At 72.2% G+C, this 18647-nt stretch carries 19 protein-coding genes and 1 tRNA gene; 12 read left to right on the plus strand and 8 right to left on the minus strand.

The genetic code is table 11. The features are described from left to right. The 8 genes from WEB03_RS14590 to WEB03_RS14625 form a co-directional block, all read left to right on the plus strand. A partial coding sequence (locus tag WEB03_RS14590; RefSeq protein ID WP_368071649.1) for a site-specific DNA-methyltransferase occupies positions 1-1202 on the plus strand: 1202 nt, incomplete at its 5' end. After that, on the plus strand, positions 1199-3856 hold the full coding sequence (locus WEB03_RS14595) for a DEAD/DEAH box helicase family protein (RefSeq protein WP_368071650.1): 2658 nt from the start codon (positions 1199-1201) through the stop codon (positions 3854-3856). The genes WEB03_RS14590 and WEB03_RS14595, both read left to right, overlap by 4 nt. Next, on the plus strand, positions 3853-4359 hold the full coding sequence (gene ispF, locus WEB03_RS14600; protein WP_368071651.1) for a 2-C-methyl-D-erythritol 2,4-cyclodiphosphate synthase: 507 nt from the start codon (positions 3853-3855) through the stop codon (positions 4357-4359). Before WEB03_RS14595 ends, ispF begins: the two co-directional genes overlap by 4 nt. A gap of 63 nt (positions 4360-4422) precedes the next feature. Beyond that, complete coding sequence (locus WEB03_RS14605; RefSeq protein WP_368071652.1) at positions 4423-4947, plus strand: response regulator transcription factor; 525 nt, start codon at positions 4423-4425, stop codon at positions 4945-4947. An 88-nt stretch (positions 4948-5035) separates the two neighbouring features. Beyond that, the gene (cysS, locus tag WEB03_RS14610) at positions 5036-6490 is read left to right on the plus strand and encodes a cysteine--tRNA ligase (RefSeq protein WP_368071653.1); all 1455 of its coding nucleotides are present in this window, start codon (positions 5036-5038) and stop codon (positions 6488-6490) included. Next, positions 6487-7299: a 23S rRNA (guanosine(2251)-2'-O)-methyltransferase RlmB gene (gene rlmB / locus WEB03_RS14615; RefSeq protein ID WP_368071654.1), complete on the plus strand. Its 813-nt coding sequence runs from the start codon at positions 6487-6489 to the stop codon at positions 7297-7299. The genes cysS and rlmB overlap by 4 nt, the downstream gene beginning before the upstream one ends. Before the next feature lie 251 nt (positions 7300-7550). Continuing rightward, positions 7551-8231, plus strand: coding sequence for an RNA polymerase sporulation sigma factor SigH (gene sigH / locus WEB03_RS14620; RefSeq protein ID WP_368071655.1), 681 nt, complete (start codon positions 7551-7553; stop codon positions 8229-8231). Between the two features lie 30 nt (positions 8232-8261). Continuing rightward, positions 8262-10241: a prolyl oligopeptidase family serine peptidase gene (locus WEB03_RS14625; protein WP_368071656.1), complete on the plus strand. Its 1980-nt coding sequence runs from the start codon at positions 8262-8264 to the stop codon at positions 10239-10241. A gap of 113 nt (positions 10242-10354) precedes the next feature. Here WEB03_RS14625 and WEB03_RS14630 read toward each other — a convergent pair whose 3' ends face one another. The 3 genes from WEB03_RS14630 to WEB03_RS14640 all read right to left on the minus strand — a co-directional run bounded on the left by WEB03_RS14630 (position 10355) and on the right by WEB03_RS14640 (position 11592). Then, complete coding sequence (locus WEB03_RS14630) at positions 10355-10774, minus strand: nucleotidyl transferase AbiEii/AbiGii toxin family protein (protein ID WP_368071657.1); 420 nt, start codon at positions 10772-10774, stop codon at positions 10355-10357. Continuing rightward, on the minus strand, positions 10771-11316 hold the full coding sequence (locus tag WEB03_RS14635; RefSeq protein ID WP_368071694.1) for a type IV toxin-antitoxin system AbiEi family antitoxin domain-containing protein: 546 nt from the start codon (positions 11314-11316) through the stop codon (positions 10771-10773). The genes WEB03_RS14630 and WEB03_RS14635 overlap by 4 nt, the downstream gene beginning before the upstream one ends. Positions 11317-11518: 202 nt before the next feature. After that, a tRNA-Thr gene (locus tag WEB03_RS14640) sits at positions 11519-11592 on the minus strand. A 152-nt stretch (positions 11593-11744) separates the two neighbouring features. Here WEB03_RS14640 and WEB03_RS14645 point away from each other — a divergent pair. Next, entirely contained in the window at positions 11745-13088 is a 1344-nt protein-coding gene (locus WEB03_RS14645; RefSeq protein WP_368071658.1) for an aspartate aminotransferase family protein, read from the plus strand. Positions 13089-13145: 57 nt separating this feature from the next. Here WEB03_RS14645 and WEB03_RS14650 read toward each other — a convergent pair whose 3' ends face one another. Both WEB03_RS14650 and WEB03_RS14655 read right to left on the minus strand, forming a co-directional pair. Continuing rightward, positions 13146-13451, minus strand: coding sequence for a hypothetical protein (locus WEB03_RS14650; protein WP_368071659.1), 306 nt, complete (start codon positions 13449-13451; stop codon positions 13146-13148). Positions 13452-13593: 142 nt separating this feature from the next. Further along, the gene (locus WEB03_RS14655) at positions 13594-14757 is read right to left on the minus strand and encodes a DUF819 family protein (RefSeq protein ID WP_368071660.1); all 1164 of its coding nucleotides are present in this window, start codon (positions 14755-14757) and stop codon (positions 13594-13596) included. 171 nt (positions 14758-14928) lie between these two features. Between WEB03_RS14655 and WEB03_RS14660 the strand changes: the two genes are divergently transcribed. Further along, positions 14929-15216: a DUF3263 domain-containing protein gene (locus WEB03_RS14660; protein WP_368071661.1), complete on the plus strand. Its 288-nt coding sequence runs from the start codon at positions 14929-14931 to the stop codon at positions 15214-15216. Between the two features lie 2 nt (positions 15217-15218). Further along, positions 15219-15917, plus strand: a complete 699-nt coding sequence (locus WEB03_RS14665) for a LytR C-terminal domain-containing protein (RefSeq protein WP_368071662.1) — start codon at positions 15219-15221, stop codon at positions 15915-15917. A 45-nt stretch (positions 15918-15962) separates the two neighbouring features. On the opposite strand, the gene WEB03_RS14670 is transcribed toward WEB03_RS14665, so the two are convergent. Together WEB03_RS14670 and WEB03_RS14675 are read right to left on the minus strand one after the other, a co-directional pair. Further along, the gene (locus WEB03_RS14670) at positions 15963-16406 is read right to left on the minus strand and encodes a response regulator transcription factor (RefSeq protein ID WP_368071663.1); all 444 of its coding nucleotides are present in this window, start codon (positions 16404-16406) and stop codon (positions 15963-15965) included. Between the two features lie 90 nt (positions 16407-16496). Next, positions 16497-17453 carry a glucosyl-3-phosphoglycerate synthase gene (locus WEB03_RS14675; RefSeq protein WP_368071664.1) on the minus strand — a complete coding sequence of 319 codons (957 nt, stop codon included), beginning with the start codon at positions 17451-17453 and terminating at the stop codon, positions 16497-16499. A 154-nt stretch (positions 17454-17607) separates the two neighbouring features. Here WEB03_RS14675 and WEB03_RS14680 point away from each other — a divergent pair, with 154 nt between their 5' ends. After that, a complete protein-coding gene (locus WEB03_RS14680; protein ID WP_368071665.1) occupies positions 17608-17886 on the plus strand; it encodes a MoaD/ThiS family protein in 279 nt (92 codons plus the stop codon). A 6-nt stretch (positions 17887-17892) separates the two neighbouring features. Here WEB03_RS14680 and WEB03_RS14685 read toward each other — a convergent pair whose 3' ends face one another. Then, positions 17893-18624, minus strand: a complete 732-nt coding sequence (locus WEB03_RS14685) for a type 1 glutamine amidotransferase (RefSeq protein WP_368071666.1) — start codon at positions 18622-18624, stop codon at positions 17893-17895. Positions 18625-18647 lie beyond the last annotated feature (23 nt).

Genomic DNA, 18647 nt, shown 5'->3' on the forward strand with positions numbered 1-18647 from the left:
TCGACGACACCGAGGTCCACCGCGCCAGGTGCGTCATGGACGAGGTCTTCGGCCCTGCTTCGTATCTTGGGACGGTCGTGTGGGAGAAGGACCAAGGACGACGTAACGATGCTCACCTCTCCGACGCTCAGGACTTCTTGCTGGTCTTCGGCAGGTCGGACCGCAAGACCTGGAAAGCGTCACGCAACCTGTTACCTCGAACCGCAGCACAAGACGGGCGTTACCGGAATCCTGACGATGACCCGCGTGGGCCATGGCTACAGGGCGACAACGGAACAGCGAAAAGCGGGGGTGAGAAGTATCGGTTTCCGGTCACACTGCCTTCAGGGCGAGTTGTTCGACCACCGGAGGGAAACTATTGGCGTTTCACCGAGGCCTCGCTCGAAGCTGCGCGGACTGAAGGGCGTGTCCACTTCGGCCAGAACGGTGACAGCCTTCCTGTCGTGAAGCGATACCTGAGTGACGTACAGGGAGGTCTGGTCCCTCGAACGCTCTGGATGGCGGAAGAAGTCGGTAGCAATATGCATGCGAAGAGGGACCACCTTCGGAAGATGTTCCCAGAGATCGAACCCTTCGGGACGCCGAAACCAGAGGGGTTGTTGGAGCGGGTGATCCACATCGGGTCGAACCCGGGGGACATCGTGCTCGACTGCTTCGGGGGATCGGGGACCACGGCGGCGGTGGCGCTGAAGATGGGACGGCGGTTCGTCACGGTGGAGCGTGAACCGGACACCGTCGCCACCTTCCTGGTGCCGCGGCTGACCAAGGTCGTCGAGGGCGAGGACCCCGGCGGTGTCACCGAGCAGCACGCCTGGCAGGGCGGCGGCGGGTTCCGGGTGCTCGATGTGGCGCCGTCGATGTTCGACGAGGCCGACGACGGCGAGGTGGAGCTCGCCGACTGGGCGACCAACGGGGCGCTCGCCGAAGCGGTCGCCGCGCAGCTCGGCATCGCCCACGAACCCGACGGCCCCTTCGCCGGCACCCGCGGACGCACCCACCTCGCCGTCGTCGACGGGCTGGTGAACCGGCCGGTGCTCGAGGCGCTGGTCGCGCGGCTGCCCGCGGACGGCTCGCTGCTGGTGGCCGGGACCGCCGTGGCTTCCGACGCCGAACGCGACTGCCGGAGCCTCGTCCGCGGGGGTCAGGTCCGCAAGATCCCCGCCGCCATCCTCACCCGGTACCGGCGGGAGGTGCGCCGGTGACCGACCCGGTCGTGACCTCCGCCCCGACGATCTTCCTCGACCACGACCTGCTCGACGAGATCGCCGACGGGATGGACCTGCGCGTCCCGAACGCCGAAGCCGTCGCTGCCCTGGCCGGGCGGATGGCCGCCCACCAGGCGTCCGGCACCGACGCGCCGTTCGAAGCCGTCGTCGACGTCGCCACCGGCGTCGGCAAGACCTTCGTCATGGCCGCAGCCATCGAGTACCTCGCCGCGCTGGGTGTCCGCACCTTCGTGACCGTCTGCCACCGCAAGGCCATCCTCGACAAGACCGTCGCCAACTTCACCCCCGGCCACCCGAAGTCCGTCGTCGACCACATGGCCGTGCGGCCCGTGGTGGTCACCATCGACGATCTCGACGCTGCCGCGACCCACACCGTCGGCTGCGACCCCGACCAGGTCACCCTCTACCTGCTGTCGGTGCAGTCGCTCCAGAAGCCGACCACGAAGGTCGGCCGCCGCACCCACGACTTCCGCGAGGCGCTCGGCGACGGGCTCTACCGCCACCTCGCCGCGGTCCCGGACCTGGTCGTGTTCGCCGACGAGCACCACGTCTACTTCGGCCCGAGCTTCTCGTCCGCGATCCGCGACCTCACCCCGCTCGCGCTCGTCGGGCTCACCGGCACCCCGCACCGCAAGACCCCGCCCGACAGCATCATCTACCGCTACCCGCTGGCGGAGGCCATCGCCGACCGGCTGGTCAAGACCCCGGTGATCGTCGGACGCAGCGACGACCTGGCCGACGACGCGACCAAGCTCCGTGACGGGCTGACCCTCCTCCGCGCCAAGCAACGAGCCGCCGACGCGTGGGTCGCCCAGAGCGGGCTCCCTGCGCGGAACCTGCTGATGCTGGTGGTCGCCCAGTCCATCGAGGAGGCCGAAGCGGTCGAGGCGTCGCTGACCGCCGCGACGACCTTCGACGGTGAGTACGCGGACGCCGTGCTCCGGATCGACAGCTCGCAGCCCGATGACGCGCTCGAGGCGCTGGAGCGGGTCGAGAACGCCGACAGTCCGGTGCGGGTCATCGTGTCGGTGCAGATGCTCCAGGAGGGCTGGGACGTCGCGACCGTGGCCGTGATCGTGTCGCTCCGCGCCTCGGTCAGCGACATCCTCACCGAACAGACCCTCGGTCGCGGGCTCCGGCTGCCCTGGGGCAGCTACGTCGAGGTGCCGCTGCTCAACCAGCTCGACGTCCTCGCGCACGAGCGCTACGAGCAGGTCCTCGAGCGAGCAGGTGTGGCCCTCCGTGAGCAACGCGTCGACTGGTCGACCTGGCAGCAGCAGCAGCTGGCCGTCGCCGAGGATCTCGCCGCACGGAGCGCCTCCGCGGAGGCGGCCGAGGCGGTCCGCGCCGAGCTCGCCGCCATCACCCGCTACCACGACCGCAGCGGGGCGGGGTCGCTCGCGGCCCCCTCGGACCGCGGTCCCGAGGGGGCGACGGTCGATGCGACCGCGACCTCGGTCGGCAGCGCTTCCGCGGAGGCGCTCGGCGGTCACGGCGAGCCGTCCACCGCCGGACGATCGCCGCTCCAGCTCACCGTCGAGACCATCGAGGACCGCCGTCGCGAGGTGGACGAGGACGCCGACGCGGTCGCGGCGACGATGCTGCCGCGGACCGACCTCGGGCAGCTGCGACTGCCGGTCGTGACCACCACGCGGATCCGGTCCACCTACCAGCTCGTCGACGTCGCCCCGGGACTGCGACCGCGCTTCGTCGAACTCGGACGCCGGTACGCCGCCGATCCGGAGGATGCGCTGCGACGGACCGCCGTCGAGGCACGCGTCGAGGTGGGCGCCGACGGGATCGCGCGGACCGTCGTGACCACCCGAGCCGCCGAGGACCGCATCCTGGCCAGCACCGAGGAGGTCTCGGTCGGGGAGGTCCGGCACCGGCTCGAACGCGCCATCCTCCACTCCTCGGTGGCGACGGGACGCCCGAGCGATCGTCACCCGGCCTCGCTGCTCGCCGAGGCGGTGCTCGACGGGGCGGGTGACGACGCGCCGGTGCTCGGCCGCTACCTCGATCAGGTGACCGGAGCGGTGGTCGCCGAACTCGGGCGTGCGGTCACCGACTCCGGACCTCACCTCGCCACCGAGGTGGACGTGCAGCTGCGCACCGTCGGCGGCCCCCGACCGCGGCACGACGTGGTGCTCGACCGCTCCCACGGCGACTTCCAACGCCGTGCCGGCTACCGGGGCTGGCGCCGTTCGCTGTACGACGAGGTCGCTTTCGACTCGTCCACCGAACGCGATGCGGCGCTGCTGTTCGACGACGCGCCGGAGGTCGAGGCGTGGCTGCGGCTCCGGGTCGGCGACCTGTCCGTCGACTGGACCGGCGAGGGCCGCGATCGGACCTACCACCCTGATTTCCTGGTCGCGGAGGCCACCGGGGACCGTCACGGTCGCGTGGTCCGCCGCTGCTTCGTCGTCGAGGTCAAGGCCGACCGTGACCTCGACGCCGCCGACGTGGTCGCCAAACACGAGGCGGCCGTCCGGTGGTCCGCACGGGTCAACGCCGACGGTGCCGCCACGCCTGACGAGTGGCACGTGCTGCTGGTCGGGGAGTCGGCTGTCCGAGACGCTCGCGGGTCGTGGCCGCAGCTGCTCCAACGTGGACGAACGGACCTCGGGTGAGCGCACGTACGGGCGGTATCCGTATCGGCAGTGGGCTCGACGTGCACCCCTTCGACGGGGGTGCCGACCGGCCGCTCGTCCTCGCCGGCGTGCTCGTGCCGGACGGTCCGCCGCTCGCGGGTCACTCTGACGCCGACGTGGCCACCCACGCGGTGACCGACGCGCTGCTCGGTGCCCTCGCGCTCGGCGATCTCGGCAGCTGGTTCGGGGTCGACCGGCCTGGCGTCGCCGACGCCGACTCGATCGGCCTCCTCGAGGTCGTGGTCGACCGGGTCCACGGCGAGGGTTGGGTCGTCGGCAACCTGGACCTGACCATCGTCGCGCAACGTCCGCGGCTGGCGGCCCACCGCGACACGATGCGCGAGCGGCTCGCGGCAGCGGTCGCGGTGGCCGAGGACGCAGTGAGCGTGAAGTTCACCACGACCGACCACCTCGGCAGCATCGGACGCGGCGAGGGCATCGCCGCGTGGGCGACGGTCCTGGTCCAAGTAGCCCCAGACTGAGCGCCGGATCGGCGGCGCGGTCGTTAGGGTCACCGGTGACGACCGCACGACGTGGAGGACAGGGTGTCGATCCGGGTGGTGTTGGTCGACGACCACCGGCTGTTCCGCCAGAGCCTGACGCTCGCGCTGCAGGCAGCTGGCATCGAGGTGGTCGGCGAGGCCGGCGACGGCCGGGAGGGCATCGACGTGACGCTCACCACGACCCCTGACGTCGTGCTGATGGACGTCTCGATGCCGAAGCTCGACGGGATCGCAGCCACCCACGAGTTGACGGCTGCCGCGCCGGCTACCCGGGTGGTGCTGCTGACGATGCACGACGACCACGAGGTGGCCGAGGCCGCCCGCGAGGCGGGCGCGGCCGGGTACCTGTTCAAGGACACGGCGATCGACGAGGTCGTCGAAGCGGTCGAGCAGGCGGCGTCGGGCGGCACCGTGCTGGGCCGCGCAGCGTTCGACGTCACGACCTGGATCGACCACCGCCGCGCCGAGCTCCGAGGGGCCGATCCACGTCGAGCCGAACCCGCCACCGCCGAGCCGCGTGGACCCGAACACCCTGGTCCCGCCGGCGGCCCCGACGCGTCGACCTGACCGCACGCCCGGGCGGCCCTCACTCGGCACTACCCTCGGCGCTCGTTCCCGCCCGCAGAGGCGGCATCCCGAGGACCGTGGACGAACCGTGAGCCTGCAGCTGTACGACACCCTGCGCCGTTCCGAGGTGCCGTTCGAACCTCGTATCGAGGGCGAAGCGTCGCTGTACGTCTGTGGGCCCACGGTCCAGGCGGACGCCCACGTCGGGCACGGCCGGCTCGCCGTCGTCACCGACGTGCTCCGCCGTCACCTCGCCGCCACCGGGTACGCGGTCACGTTCGTCCAGAACGTCACCGACATCGACGACAAGATCATCCTGCGCGCCCGTCGCGAGAAGGTCCCGCCCGCGGTCATCTCCACCCGGTACACGCAAGGCTGGAACCGCACCATGGACGCGCTCGGCATCCAGCCGCCCGACATCCAGCCGCTGGCGACCGGGCACCTGCTCGAGATGCAGGCGCTCATCGCCGAGCTCATCGACCAGGACAAGGCCTACGCGGTCGACGGTGACGTCTTCTTCCGCGTCCGCACCTTCGAGGGCTACGGCAAGCTCTCCGGCCGCCGGATCGACGACATGCAGCAGGGCGAGGACGTCGTCGACTCCGACCGCAAGGAGGACCCGCTCGACTTCGCGATGTGGAAGTCGGCCAAGCCGGGCGAACCCGCCTGGCCGTCCCCCTGGGGCGAGGGCCGACCCGGCTGGCACATCGAGTGCTCCGCCATGGCGGTCAAGCACCTCGGCGAGGGCTTCGACATCCACTGCGGCGGCCTGGATCTGGTCTTCCCCCACCACGAGAACGAGATCGCCCAGCACGAGGCCGCCCACGGCGGGATCTTCGCCCGCAACTGGGTCCACAACGGCATGGTCCGCATGGGCGAGGAGAAGATGTCCAAGTCCATCGGCAACGTCGTCTCGCTCGCCGAAGCGACCGCCACCTGGGGCGTCGGCCCGCTGCGCCTCTGGTACCTGTCGGCCAGCCACCGCTCCCCGCTGACCTTCGACACCGACCGGCTCGTCGACGCCACCGCGGCGCACTCCCGGCTCGCCACCTTCCTGCGCTCCGCCCGGCGCGCCGCCGGCGATGCCGAACCCGACACGTCGGCCGCCGACGAACACCGCACCGCGTTCACCGCCGCGATGGACGACGACCTCAACGCCCCCCAGGCCGTGGCCGCGCTGCACGAGCTCGTCTCCGTCGGCAACGAGATCCTGCCTCGCGCCGAAGCCGGCAAGCCCGACGCCCGCGCCGAGGTGGCCGCGCTCGCGGATGCTCTGGTCGACCTCGCCGACGGCACGCTCGGGTTCGCGCTCTTGGGCGCGCTCGAGGACGCGGCCGTGAAGGAACGTCAGCTCGCCCCGCTCGTCGCCCAGCTCCTCGACCAGCGCCAGCGCGCCCGCGCCGACAAGGACTTCGCGACCGCCGACGCCGTCCGCGACCAGCTCGCCACCGCCGGCGTCATCGTCGAGGACCGCCCCGACGGACCGAGGTGGTACGTCGACACCACCCCGGACGCCGCCACGGCGGCCTCGCCCGACGCGTGAGCGGTGGGCGGGGCAAGAGCCGGTCCGGCGGTCGCGGCGGTGACCGCGACGGCGGCCGGCCGACGCGGCTCGTCATCGGACGCCACCCCGTCCGCGAGCTGCTGCGCGCCCGACGGCCCATCGAGGTCATCCGGCTCCAGGACACCCGCGACCCCGACCCGCTCGTCGACGAGATCGTCGCGCTCGCCGAGGAGCAGAAGGTCCGCGTCGAGACCGTCCCCCGGGACCGCCTCGACGCCCTCGCTCCGGACCTCGTCCACCAGGGCCTGGTCGCCACCGCCCCGCCGTTCCCCTACAGCGACCTCGCCGGGGCCATCGCCGCCGCCGAACGTGCCGGGGATCCGCCGCTGCTGGTCCTGCTCGACGGGGTCACCGACCCGCACAACCTCGGTGCCATCGCCCGCACCGCCGAGGCCGTCGGCGCGCACGCCCTGCTGATCCCCGGTCGGCGCAGCGTGTCGGTCACCCCGGTCGCTGAGAAGGCCGCGGCGGGCGCCCTCGCTCACCTCCGCGTCGTGCCGATCGGCAACCTCGTGCGCACCCTGCAGGGCCTGCACCGCGAGCACGGCATCTGGTCGGTCGGGCTCGACGGTGACGCACCCAGCACCATCGGTGCCAGCCGGCTGTTGACCGAACCGCTCGTGCTCGTCGTCGGCGCCGAAGGAGCCGGACTCGCTCACCTCACCCGCGAGTCCTGCGACGAGCTGGTGTCGCTCCCGATGCGCGGACGGGTCGGATCCCTCAACGCCTCCGTGGCCGCCGGCGTCGCCCTCTACGCCGTTCGCGCGGCGCGCGACGCGACCGGCTGAGGCGGCTTCCCGCGGGACCGCGCGGCCCGTTGGGTCAGGGCGACCGCCACAGCGCATCCGCACCGCGAGGTCCAACCGACGGACCGTCACGTGCGCTCCGACCGACCCCACGAGCGCGTCAGGGCACCCGCCGCAACCGGACGGACACCTGCTCGTTGGTCCATCCGATCGGGTACCGCTCGGTAGGTGAGCGTTCGCCCGGCGGACCGGACCGACCGGACCGACCGGACCGACCGGACCAGGAGGCAGGCGTGACGGCACCTCGCGGGACGATCACCGAGCGGGACGTCGACGCTGGCAGCGACGAGCAGCTCGTCGCGCTCGTCCACACCGGTGACGACCGCGCGATGACCGAGCTCCTGCAGCGCTACCGCGGGTTCGCGCGCGCCAAGGCCCGCTCGTACTTCCTCGCCGGCGGTGACCGCGAGGACACCGTGCAGGAGGGGATGATCGGCCTCTACAAGGCCGTCCGCGACTACGCCCCCGGCCACGGCGCCTCGTTCCGCTCCTTCGCCGAGCTCTGCATCACCCGCCAGATCCTGACGGCGATCAAGACCGCGACCCGGCACAAGCACGCGCCGCTCAACAGCTACGTGTCCTTCGACCGCCCGCACGAGGGCGACCCCGAACGCACCCTCGGGGACACCGTGGCCGCCGAAGGTGACGTCGACCCGCTCTCCCAGCTGGTCGCCTCCGATGAGCTGCGTCGCCTCCAGGCCGCCTTCGATGAGGTGCTGTCGGGGCTCGAGACCGACGTGCTGTCGCTCTACGTCGAGGGGCGCTCCTACCAGGAGATCGCCGACCTGCTCGGACGGCGGGTGAAGTCGATCGACAACGCCCTCCAGCGCATCAAGCGCAAGCTCGAGCCGCACGTCGGCCCCGCCGCCGACGTGGACGTCCGACCCGCGGTGCTGGCGACCGGCGGCCGGTAGCGTCCTGCAGCTCCCGTCCCTGGAGCTGCGTTGCGTCCCACCGATCTCGCTTCGCTCGTCACCCCGTCCGACCCGCGCTGGCACCCGGACGGGCGGCGGCTCGCGGTCGTCATCACCCGTGTCGACCTCGACGAGGACCGCTACGAGCGGCGCATCCACCTCCACGATGGGTCCGACCTGCGGCCGTTCACGGCCGGCCCGAGCGACCTCCACCCGCGCTGGTCACCCGACGGGACCACGCTGGCGTTCCTGCGCACACCCACCGGTGACGACGCGACCACGCAGCTCGCGCTCCTGCCGGCCGACGGCGGTGAAGCACGCGTCATCACCTCGCTCAGCCGAGGCGTCAGCGCCTACGAGTGGTCGCCGGACGGGGCGCGCATCGTGCTCGTCGGCGACGCCTGGATCGACGAGCTCGCCGACCTCACCCCCGAGGAGCGCCGCCGCCGGCCCCGCCGGATCACCCGGCTGCCGTACCGGGCGGACGACGACGGGTGGGTCCACGAGCGTCGCCGCCAGCTCCACCTCGTCGAGGACCTCGACGCCGACCAGCCGAGGGTCCGTCAGCTGACCGACCTCCCCGACGACGTCGCCAGCCCGGTCTGGGACCTCGACGGGCGCGTCGTCCACGCGGTGACGCGCGCTCGCGGCCTGCCCGACACCGAACCGCACGAGCAGGTCATCAGCATCGAGGTGGCGGACGGCGAGGAGGGCAGCGCGGTGACGGTCCACGAGGTGACGTGGGGGCCGCGGGGGTCGTGGCAGTCGGTCCACGTCGATCCCCGCGGGGTGCTGCTCGCCACGGGCCAGCTCGACCCGTTCCACTGGCCCGGCGTGAACCGGGTCCACGAGGTGGCGACGGACGCGGGCGAGGACAACTCCGGGCTCCGCGACCTGACCGGCCACCTCGACCGTGACGTCCTGCCTGGCGCGGGGCTGCGACCGGTCGACGACGGCTTCGTGGCGGCACTCGAGGGCCGCGGCACCGTGGGCGTGGTCCACATCGCCCACGCTGATGCCGGCGACGAGCCTGTCGTCACCGAGGTGTTCGGCGGAGCCCGGGTCACGATCGGTGTCGACGTCCACCCCGACGGCGCCACCCTGGCGGTGTGCTGGACCGATCCGCGCACACCGGGGGAGCTGTCGGTCCTCCGCGACGGGGGTGAGGAGCAAGTCACCGGGTTCGGGGACGCCCTCCGCGCCGAGGTGGAGCTGGCCGAGACCGAGCGCTGGACCTTCGAGCGCGACGGCACCGAGATCGACGCCTGGAGCGTGCTCCCGGCGGGGCTGGCCGACGCGAACGACCGGTCCGTCCCGGTCCTCATCAACATCCACGGCGGGCCGACGGCGCAGTACGGCGACCACTTCTTCGACGAGTTCCAGGTCGAGGCCGGCGCCGGCTACCTCGTGGTCGGTATCAACCCGCGCGGCTCGTCCGGACGGGGGACCGACTGGGCACGCGCCGTGGTGGGACGCTGGGCCGAGGACGCACCGGTCGACGTGCTCGACCTCGAGGCGGTCGCCGATGCGGTCCTCGAGCGCTACCCAGCCGCCGATCCGGACCGGCTCGGGCTCATGGGCGGCTCGTACGGGGGGTACGCGACCGCGCGGCTGATCGCCCGCGACGACCGCTACGCCAGCGCGATCGTCGAGCGGGGCCTGCTCGAGTGGGGCTCGTTCGGTGGGACCTCCGACATCGGTCCCTACTTCGACCGGATGTTCCTCGGTTCGAGCCTGCTCGACGACCCGGCGCCGCACCACGCCGCGAGCCCGCTGTGGGACGCGTCGAACGTGCGGACGCCGACCCTGGTCCTCCACAGCGACAGCGACTGGCGCTGCCCGGTGGAGCAGGGCGAGCGCTACTTCGCCGCGCTGGTCACGGCGGGGGTGACGGCCGAGTTCGTCCGGTTCCCCGACGAGGGCCACGAGCTGTCCCGGTCCGGCAAGCCGAAGCACCGCCTCGAGCGCTTCGAGGTGATCCTCGACTGGCACGGCCGCTTCCTGCGCTGACCAGCTGACCTCGAGCGGCCACCAGCGGCAGGACGGACGGAGGGTGACGACACAACCCTGAGGTGGCTGCGACGCTGCGCTGCGGCCGCGTTCGTCCGGGGGTGGTGTTGGACCTACCACAAGTCCCGGCGGGACCTACCCCACGTTGCCGGTGAGCCAGGTGGAGGGAGCCGGCGGGCCTGTCCGACGAACGTCAGCGGACCCCACGGCTCGGTCAGCGCGGCGTCGATGTGGGGCATCAACTCGTCGAACTCGCCGCGGAACAGCCCGTCGACGTCGGAGGTCGACCGGGACTCGAGCCCGAGCCGCAGCTCCAGGTACGTGCCGCCCTTGAGTAGGAACCGGGGCCGGCCGGTGTCGTCGACGGCGCGTTGCAGTGCCGCAACGACGACGGACGACGCGACCATCCAGCTGAGCCGACCGGCACCGATGCCGGTCTTTGCCTGGGCCTGCTGGATCCAGGTGTCCAACGTCCTCTTGCTGTTGGGTTCCTTGCTGCGGTCGGGCAGTTGCGAGAGCGGATGGTCGGTCATGCGTTGTCCTGCAGTCGGCCTAGAACGTGGTCGTGGTAGTCCGCGCTGATGAGCCCGGCAGCAGCCGCGTTGTCCGACGCCTGCTTGGTCAGCCGGTGCGGCAAGGTCGTCAGTGCCTGGGCGATCGCCGTCGTTATGGACACGGCCGGGATGCCCTCGAAGTAGTCGATCTCGTCGTGGGTGAGGTCCTGCTGGTGGACGCGGTACAGCTCGCCGCCCTTGCGTCGCGGCTCGTAGTTCGTAGGCACGGTGAGGTGGATCTTGACCGGGTTGACGTCGCACAGTCGGCGCAACGACAACACCGTGTCGTGGCTGAGATGCCCACGCCCGCCGGCCCACAGCACCGCCAGCATGTACGGATCGAGGTCGCTGACGGGTATCTCTGGCAAGCGGTAGATGCCGTAGTGCACGCGCTCGAGCTTGCCCCGATGCGCGAGCTTGCCGAGCTCGATGACCGCGATGCCCAGCTCTGCCGCGTCAGAGGTCGTCACGTAGCCGTACTGGTCTGCGGCGATCTCCCACAGCTGCTGCCGGATCGTCATGCTCACCCCTGGTCCACCGCAAGACTTTACCGGAAATGGTAAAGTCTTGCGGCACCGTGTCGGGTCCGGCAGGCCGGTGAGCGTCCCCTGGTCGACGCCGCGGGCGGCGATGTCGGCCGGACCTGGCGCACTCGGGCCTATCGGGCCCATCTACGCCGGGTTGTGTAGGTCCAGGTGCCGAGGTTGTGTCGGCACTCGACGGAGCCGGAGAGGGGAATCGAACCCCTGACCTACGGGTTACAAATCCGTTGCTCTAGCCAACTGAGCTACTCCGGCGTGGCCCGGAAGGTAGCCGTCCGGTCGCGGTCGTCGTGTCCCTGGCGCTCCCTCGTGGTCGCCGAGGGGTCTCGGCCCGGAACCGCCGGGGCGGCGAACGCCTCGGCGTACCATCCGGTATCTGAACCGCGACGCTCGACGCGAGGTGGCACGTGACCGTCCCGATCCCCGACCACGGCACCGATCGGGACACGCTCCTCGACCAGGTCCGCGCCGCCGCGGAAGGCGATGCCGACTGGCACGGCGGCCGCACCTTCAGCCTCGTCTACCACCACTCCGACGAGCACCACGCCTTCCTGGAGAAGGTCGTCGGCGCCTTCCTGTCCACCAACGCGCTCAACCCGATCGCCTTCCAGAGCCTGCGCCGGTTCGAGGCCGAGGTCGTGCGGATGAGCGCCTGGCTGCTCGGCGGTGACGACGAGGTCGCGGGCACGATGAGCTCGGGTGGCACCGAGTCGATCCTGCTCGCGGTCAAGACCTACCGCGACCGCGCCCGCGCTGAGGGGCGCATCGTCGGGGATGACGCGCCGAACCTGGTCCTGCCGGTCACGGCCCACCCGGCGTTCCTCAAGGCCTGCCACCTGCTCGACGTCGAACCCCGCCTGGCGCCGATCGGGGACGACCTCCGTGTCGACGTGGCCGCGGTCGCCGGACTGATCGACGACCGGACCATCGCGGTGGTCGGCTCGGCCCCGAGCTACCCGCACGGGGTCGTCGATCCGATCCCCGAGCTCGCCTCGCTGGCGATCGACCGGGGCGTCGGTTGCCACGTGGATGCCTGCCTCGGCGGCTTCCTGCTGCCGTGGGTCGAACGGCTCGGTCGCGAGGTCCCACCCTGGGACCTGCGTGTGCCCGGCGTCACCTCGATCTCCGCCGACCTGCACAAGTACGGCTTCGCGGCGAAGGGGGCGTCGGTCGTGCTCTACCGGGATGCGGTCCTGCGTCGCCACCAGTTCCAGGTCGAGACGGGCTGGCCCGGGGGCATCTGGTTGTCGCCCACCATCGCCGGCACGCGCCCAGGTGGCGCGATCGCCGGTGCGTGGGCCACGCTCCGGGCCTTCGGCGTCGATGGCTACCTCGACCTCCACGCCGGTCTGCTCGGGACCAGCGACCGCATCCGCACCGGGGTCGCGACCATCGACGGCCTCGAGATCCTCGGTGATCCACCGGCGGGGGTGTTCGCGATCGGCTCGACGACCGACGAGGTGGACGTCTTCGCCGTCGCCGACGCGCTCGAGACCCGCGGGTGGCACCCCGACCGCCTGCTGTCACCGCCGGCTCTGCACGTGATGGTCACCCCGGTCCACGCCGGCGAGGTGGCCGACCGCTTCGTCGCCGACCTCGCCGACAGCGTCGAGGAGGTGCGGGGCCGGCCCGAACGCTCCCAGGAGGGACAGGCGGCGATGTACGGGATGGTCGCCACGCTGCCCGACGGCCAGCACGAACCCGCCGAGGAGTTCCTGCTCGCCCTCATCGACGGGCTGTACGAGGTCTGAGGCCCGTCGGGCTCGTCGGCGAGGCGCGTCGCGTCCGAGCCCGCGAGCCCGAGGCGATCAGGCCCGCAGGCCCGCCACGGCGTAGCGGGTGCGTCGACCGTCGCGCCAGGTGATGGTGAGCGCGTGACCACCGGGGCGGAGGACCACGTCGATGGCGTCCCGACCGTCACCGGCGTCGCGCAGCCACGCGGCGGGACGGACCAGCTCGACGCCGTCGCCGCAGGTCACGCGCAGGGTCCCGGCATCGATCCGGGCCGTGGCGGCCACCGCGGCCGAGCCGGTCGCCAGCTCCGCGCCACAGCTCGCGACGGCCGGCGCGCTCAGAGCGGGCGGGGCGTCGTGCGCGGTGACGGTGGCGGCCACGGGTCGGGCTCCGGTGTCGGCGATGGGGCATCGTGGCGGCCTCGCGCCGTCGCGTCACGGGGTGGCGGTGCGAACGGTGCGAACCCCAGCGTGACGCTCGGGCCCGTCAGCCGCGGGGCACCGCTCACGCAGCCGGCCAGCGTCAGCGCAGGAGCGCGGCCACCGCCAGGCCGACGTAGTTGCCGACCGCCAGCCCGAGCACCCCGGTGGTCATCCCGGACGGAACGACGTCGGGGTTGCGCAGAGCCGCCGCGACCGGCCCGACGAAGGGCGGCCCGAACACCGCCGCGGTCGAGGTGATGATCACCGTGTCGTGGTCGATGCGCAGCAACCGGGCCAGGAGCAGGTGGATCGTGACCGCGATGACCAGCACGGTGAGGACGTAGGGCACGACCGAGGTGAACGAGCCGGCGAGGTCGCGCAGGTTGGCCAGGGTGCCGATGGCCACCGCGAAGACCAGGAACAGGTACTGCCCGGTCGCGTAGGTGCCGGGCTGCTCGCGGACCCGTCGGACGAACGAGAGGGCCAGCGCCGCGGTGGTCGCCCCGAGGACGACGGCCGTGGCGAAGGCGTCGGAGTCCACGACCGGCTCACCCGACACCACCGGGGTCAGCGCGACGAGGGCGAGACCGGCGACCACCACGATGGTGGCCACCGCGAGCGCGATGGCGACGCCGACCTCGCGTGGCCGCGGGACCACGTCGAAGGGATCGGTGGCGGCTGCCACCTCCGGGTCGTCGCTCACCCCGACGCGCGGCGGCGCCGGCAGGAACCTCGCGAGCACCCGCTGGGCCACCGTCAGCAGCACGAGCAGGTAGATCGCGCCGGCGAAGAGGTCGGCCCCGTTCAGGGCCACGAAGGTCGCCTCGGGGACGCCGAGCGCGGTGCCGATGGCGGCCATGTTCGCGGTCCCACCGGTGTAGACGCCGACCGTCATGCCGGCGACCTCGTCGGTGGTGGCGCCGAGGTCGAACCAGCGGGTGACCACCACGACGGTCACGATCACGCTCAGGATGGCCAGAGCGAAGGAGATGAGCGCCGGCCGAGCGAGCCGGGACCAAGCGCGCAGATCCGTGCCGAACAGCAGCAGCGGGATCGCCAGCGCGACCGTGGCGGTCTGGACCAGGCTCGCGGTCTCCGCCGCAGGGCTCCCCGCGGACACGAGCCCCACGTTGCCGAGCACGACCCCGATGGCGTAACAGAGCACCACCGGCCCGACCGTGTCGAGCGCCTTCCAGCGACGAGCTCCCGCGATCGCCGCCGCAGGTGCGAGCAGCGCGACCAGGACGACCACGACCGAGCCCACGCGCTGCTCCCCGCCCGCGCGTACCGGCAGGTACGCGGCCAGGACGCTAGTCGCGGCGCTGACCCCACGCGCGGAGCTCGCGGCCGGCGGTACCAGCCGCGTAGTTGCACGCGTGTGGTTCGTGGGCGACACTCACGACCCGCACCCGTCGACGTCCCGAGGAGAGCACCGATGGCCCCGTTCCACGACGGCTCGGACGACACCTCCGGTCTCGACCAGCGCGGACGCGACATCCTCGACTTCGAACGCGACTGGTGGCGCTACGCCGGCGCGAAGGAGCAGGCGGTCAAGGAACGCTTCGAGGTGTCCCCGACGCGGTACTACCAGCTGCTCAACCGGGTCATCGACGACGAGCAGGCCCTGGCCTACGACCCGATGCTGGTCAAGCGCCTGCGTCGTCTGCGTGCCTCGCGCCAGCGTCAGCGTGCCGCGCGTCGCCTCGGCGCCGACGCACGCTGACCGTGAGCGACGCGGACCGCACGACCGCCGGCGACCCGGACCCACGAGCAGCGCTGCTTCGGATCGGTGGCAGCGTCCTCGGCCTGATCGTGCTCGTGGCGGCGATCTTCTGGGGTATCGGGACCATCCGTGGTGATGGCGACCCGGTGGCCGCCGACGGCGCTGGCGGTGCTGCGGTCGAGGACCCCGACGGCGATCCGGGAGCCGACGGCCCCGACGTCAGCGACGACGGTGCCACCGACGATGGCGCTGCCGACGCGGCCGCCGACGACGGCGCCGAGCTCCCCGACGACGAGGGGGACCCGGACCCCGCCGACGCCGACGCCGACGGTGACGCCGACGCCGACACCGACGGTGACGCCGACGCCGACACCGACGCCGACGCCGCGGACGGGACCGACGAGGACGCCGACGCCGTCGATCCGGGGTCGGTGTCGGTGCAGGTGCTCGACGGGTTCAAGGAGGACGGCGGCACCGCAGCCGACGAGGTCGCTGCCCTGCTCGGCGACGAGGGCTACCAGGTCGTCGCCCGCAACGACGCGCTGACCTACGAGGTCACGACCGTCCTCTACAACCCCGGCAACGAGGATGCGGCGCGTCAGGTCGCTGCGCAGCTCGGCGGCGCCGAGGTCCGCGAGCAGCCCGGCAACCTGTCCACCGCGGTCGACCTGCACGTGGTCGTGGGACGCGACCGAGGCTGACCGCGCCCGGTCCCGGGCCGGGGCGTCATCGCCGCCGGGGCGGCCTCAGTTGCCGTCGCGCAGGATCTGCAGCTTGTCGAGGACGAGGCGGCGGCGCCGTTCCTCCTCCTCGGGATCGGTGTCGATCACGTCCTGCACGACCTGCGACAGCGACAGCGGGCTGAACGGCTTGGTGATGTACTCCGCCGCTCCCGACGACCAGCCGCGGATCTGGTCGTGATCCTGCACCTTGGCGGTCAGCATCACGACGGGGACCTTGGCGGTCCGGGGGTCGGACTTGATGCGTTCGAGCACCGCCCAGCCGTCGAGCTTGGGCATCATCACGTCGAGCAGGACGACGTCGGGCAGCTCATCCTCGAGCCGGGCGAGCGCTTGCTCCCCGTCGGAGGCCTCGAGGACGCGGTAGCCCTCGAACTCGAGGTTCACGCGGCAGAGCAGGAGCACGTCGGGTTCGTCGTCGACGACGAGGACCGTGCGCTGCTCGGCCACTTGGAGCTCCTGTCCGAATCGACCCGTCGGGGCCAGGTTCCCGTCCGATGCTCCACCGCTCGTGCGTCCCAGCGGCGGACACCTCGCACGCTACCTGAGCACGTCCCGCAGAGGCGGCCGCTCGGAGGGCGCGATCGGGTGGCGTTCGAGGTGGAGCTGGCCGGTCAGGTCGCGCACGGGCTGCAGCAGGTCGCGGGCGAGCGGGTCGGTGAGCACCAACCGTCCCTGTCGCGAGAGGCGGTCGACCGCCACGTGCAGGATCTCGGCAGCCATCCGCCCGAGCGCGTCGAGCGGTTGGTGGACGTGGACGCGACGTCCGAGGTCCACCTGGGCGATCACGTCGGCGCCGTGCATCGCGGCGATGTCGACGAGCAGACCGAGCTCGACGCCGTACCCGTGCACGAAAGGCAGCGATTCGAGGAGCGCGCGCCGGCCGGCGTACTCACCGGACAGCGGTTGCGCGAGCCAGGCGAGCTCCGGCCAGAACGCGTCGATGACGGGGCGTGCGAGCAGCTCGGTCACGCGGCCGCCACCGGTCGGACGCAGCTCGTGGCCGAGGTCGAGCGGCCGGTCGTAGGTGGCCTTGACGTAGTGGACGCCCGGATCCTCGAGCAACGGACCGAGCAGCCCGACCACGAACCGGGGTCCGACGTCGACGATGTCGGCGTCGACGAAGCAGACGAGATCGCCAGCCGTCGCGGCGACCCCCTTCCAGAGCGCCTCGCCCTTGCCGCGCCCCGGGCCGAGCTCGGGCAGGATCGCGTCCTGCTGGACGACGCGGGCACCGGCCGCCCGAGCCACCTCCGCCGTGCGATCGGTGGAGCCCGCGTCGACGACGACGACCTCGTCGACCAGCCCGACCCGGTGGCCGAGCTCCTCGACGAACGTGCCTGCGACGGTGCCGACCGTGGCCTCCTCGTCGAGCGCCGGGATCACCACCGACACCGTCAGGGACCGCGCTCGCTTCTCCGCCGCGAGCGCGTCCGCATCGAAGTCGTGGTGCGACCAGGTGCGCGCCGTGAAGCGATCGACGGTGCGGTCGGTCACGTGAGGTCTCGCGGGCCGGGAGCGGGGTGGGGCACCAGTGGACCACAGCGCGGCGGCCCGGTTGGTCCCCGGACCGTCGGGTGGCACCCTGGCCGAGCACCGGAGCCCGGTCCCACCGTCCCGCCCGGCCGCTGTCGAGACGGAGGAGGCGCGTGTGCCCACCGTCCGCATCCCCACCCCGCTCCGCCGGCTGACGGGCGGCGAGGGAGTCGTCGAGGTGACCGGCGGCGACCTGCGCTCCGTGGTGCAGGGCCTGGATGCGATCCATCCCGGCATCGCCGAGCGCATCCTCGACGAGCGGGGGGAGCTGCGGCGGTTCGTCCACGTCTTCGTCCGCGACGAGGACGTCCGCTCCCAGCAGGGCCTCGACACGCCCGTCGGCGATGACGACACCGTGTCGATCGTGCCGGCGGTCGCTGGAGGCGCGGGCTGATCGGGTTCAGCGGTTGCTGCCGGTGACGCGGCGCCGGACCGGTCCGTCCACGAACCGGCCGAACAGCGACAGTCCGGCCGCGAGGACGAAGCGCTCGCGACGAGCCGCCTCCGCGAGCAGCGCCTCGGCGTCGGTGCCGGCCGCTGCCAGCTGCTGATCGAGATCGTCGAGCTCGACCCACCGGGCGATCTGCTCGGTGTCGACCTCGGGGTGGGCCTGCGTCGCGAACGCCGAGCCGACCCGCCAGGCCGTGACCTGTTCGGGGCCCTCCAGCAGCGGGACGGCGTCCGGAGGCAGGACCGTGATCTCGTCCCCGTGCCAGATGAAGGTGGCAGCGCCGGCAGGCCACCCCGCGGCCAGATCGTCGTCGCCACCGACCGGGGTGTGCCGCTGCGGGACGAAGGCGATCTCGGGGACCGGCCGGGTGGTGACGGTGCCACCGGTCGCGACGGCCAGCAGCTGCGCACCGAGGCAGACACCGAACACGGGCAGGTCCGCGTCGACCGCACGCCGGAGCAGGTCGAGCTCGCCCTCGAGCCAGGGGTGCGCCTCGGTGACCGACTGGGGACCGCCCATGACCACCAGGCCGGCGACCTCGTCGAAGGACCTCGGCAGCTGGACGTCACCGGCGGTCACGTCGACCGCACGCCAGGGCACCATCTCGCGTCGGCCATCGAGGACGTCGCCGAACCGACACACCCCGGTGGTGGGGTGGTGTTCGAGGACCAGCAGCTCCACGGGTGCTCCGATCGGGTGGTGCG

Source organism: Nitriliruptor sp. (assembly GCF_040882075.1).
Classification (GTDB): Bacteria; Actinomycetota; Nitriliruptoria; order Nitriliruptorales; family Nitriliruptoraceae; genus Nitriliruptor.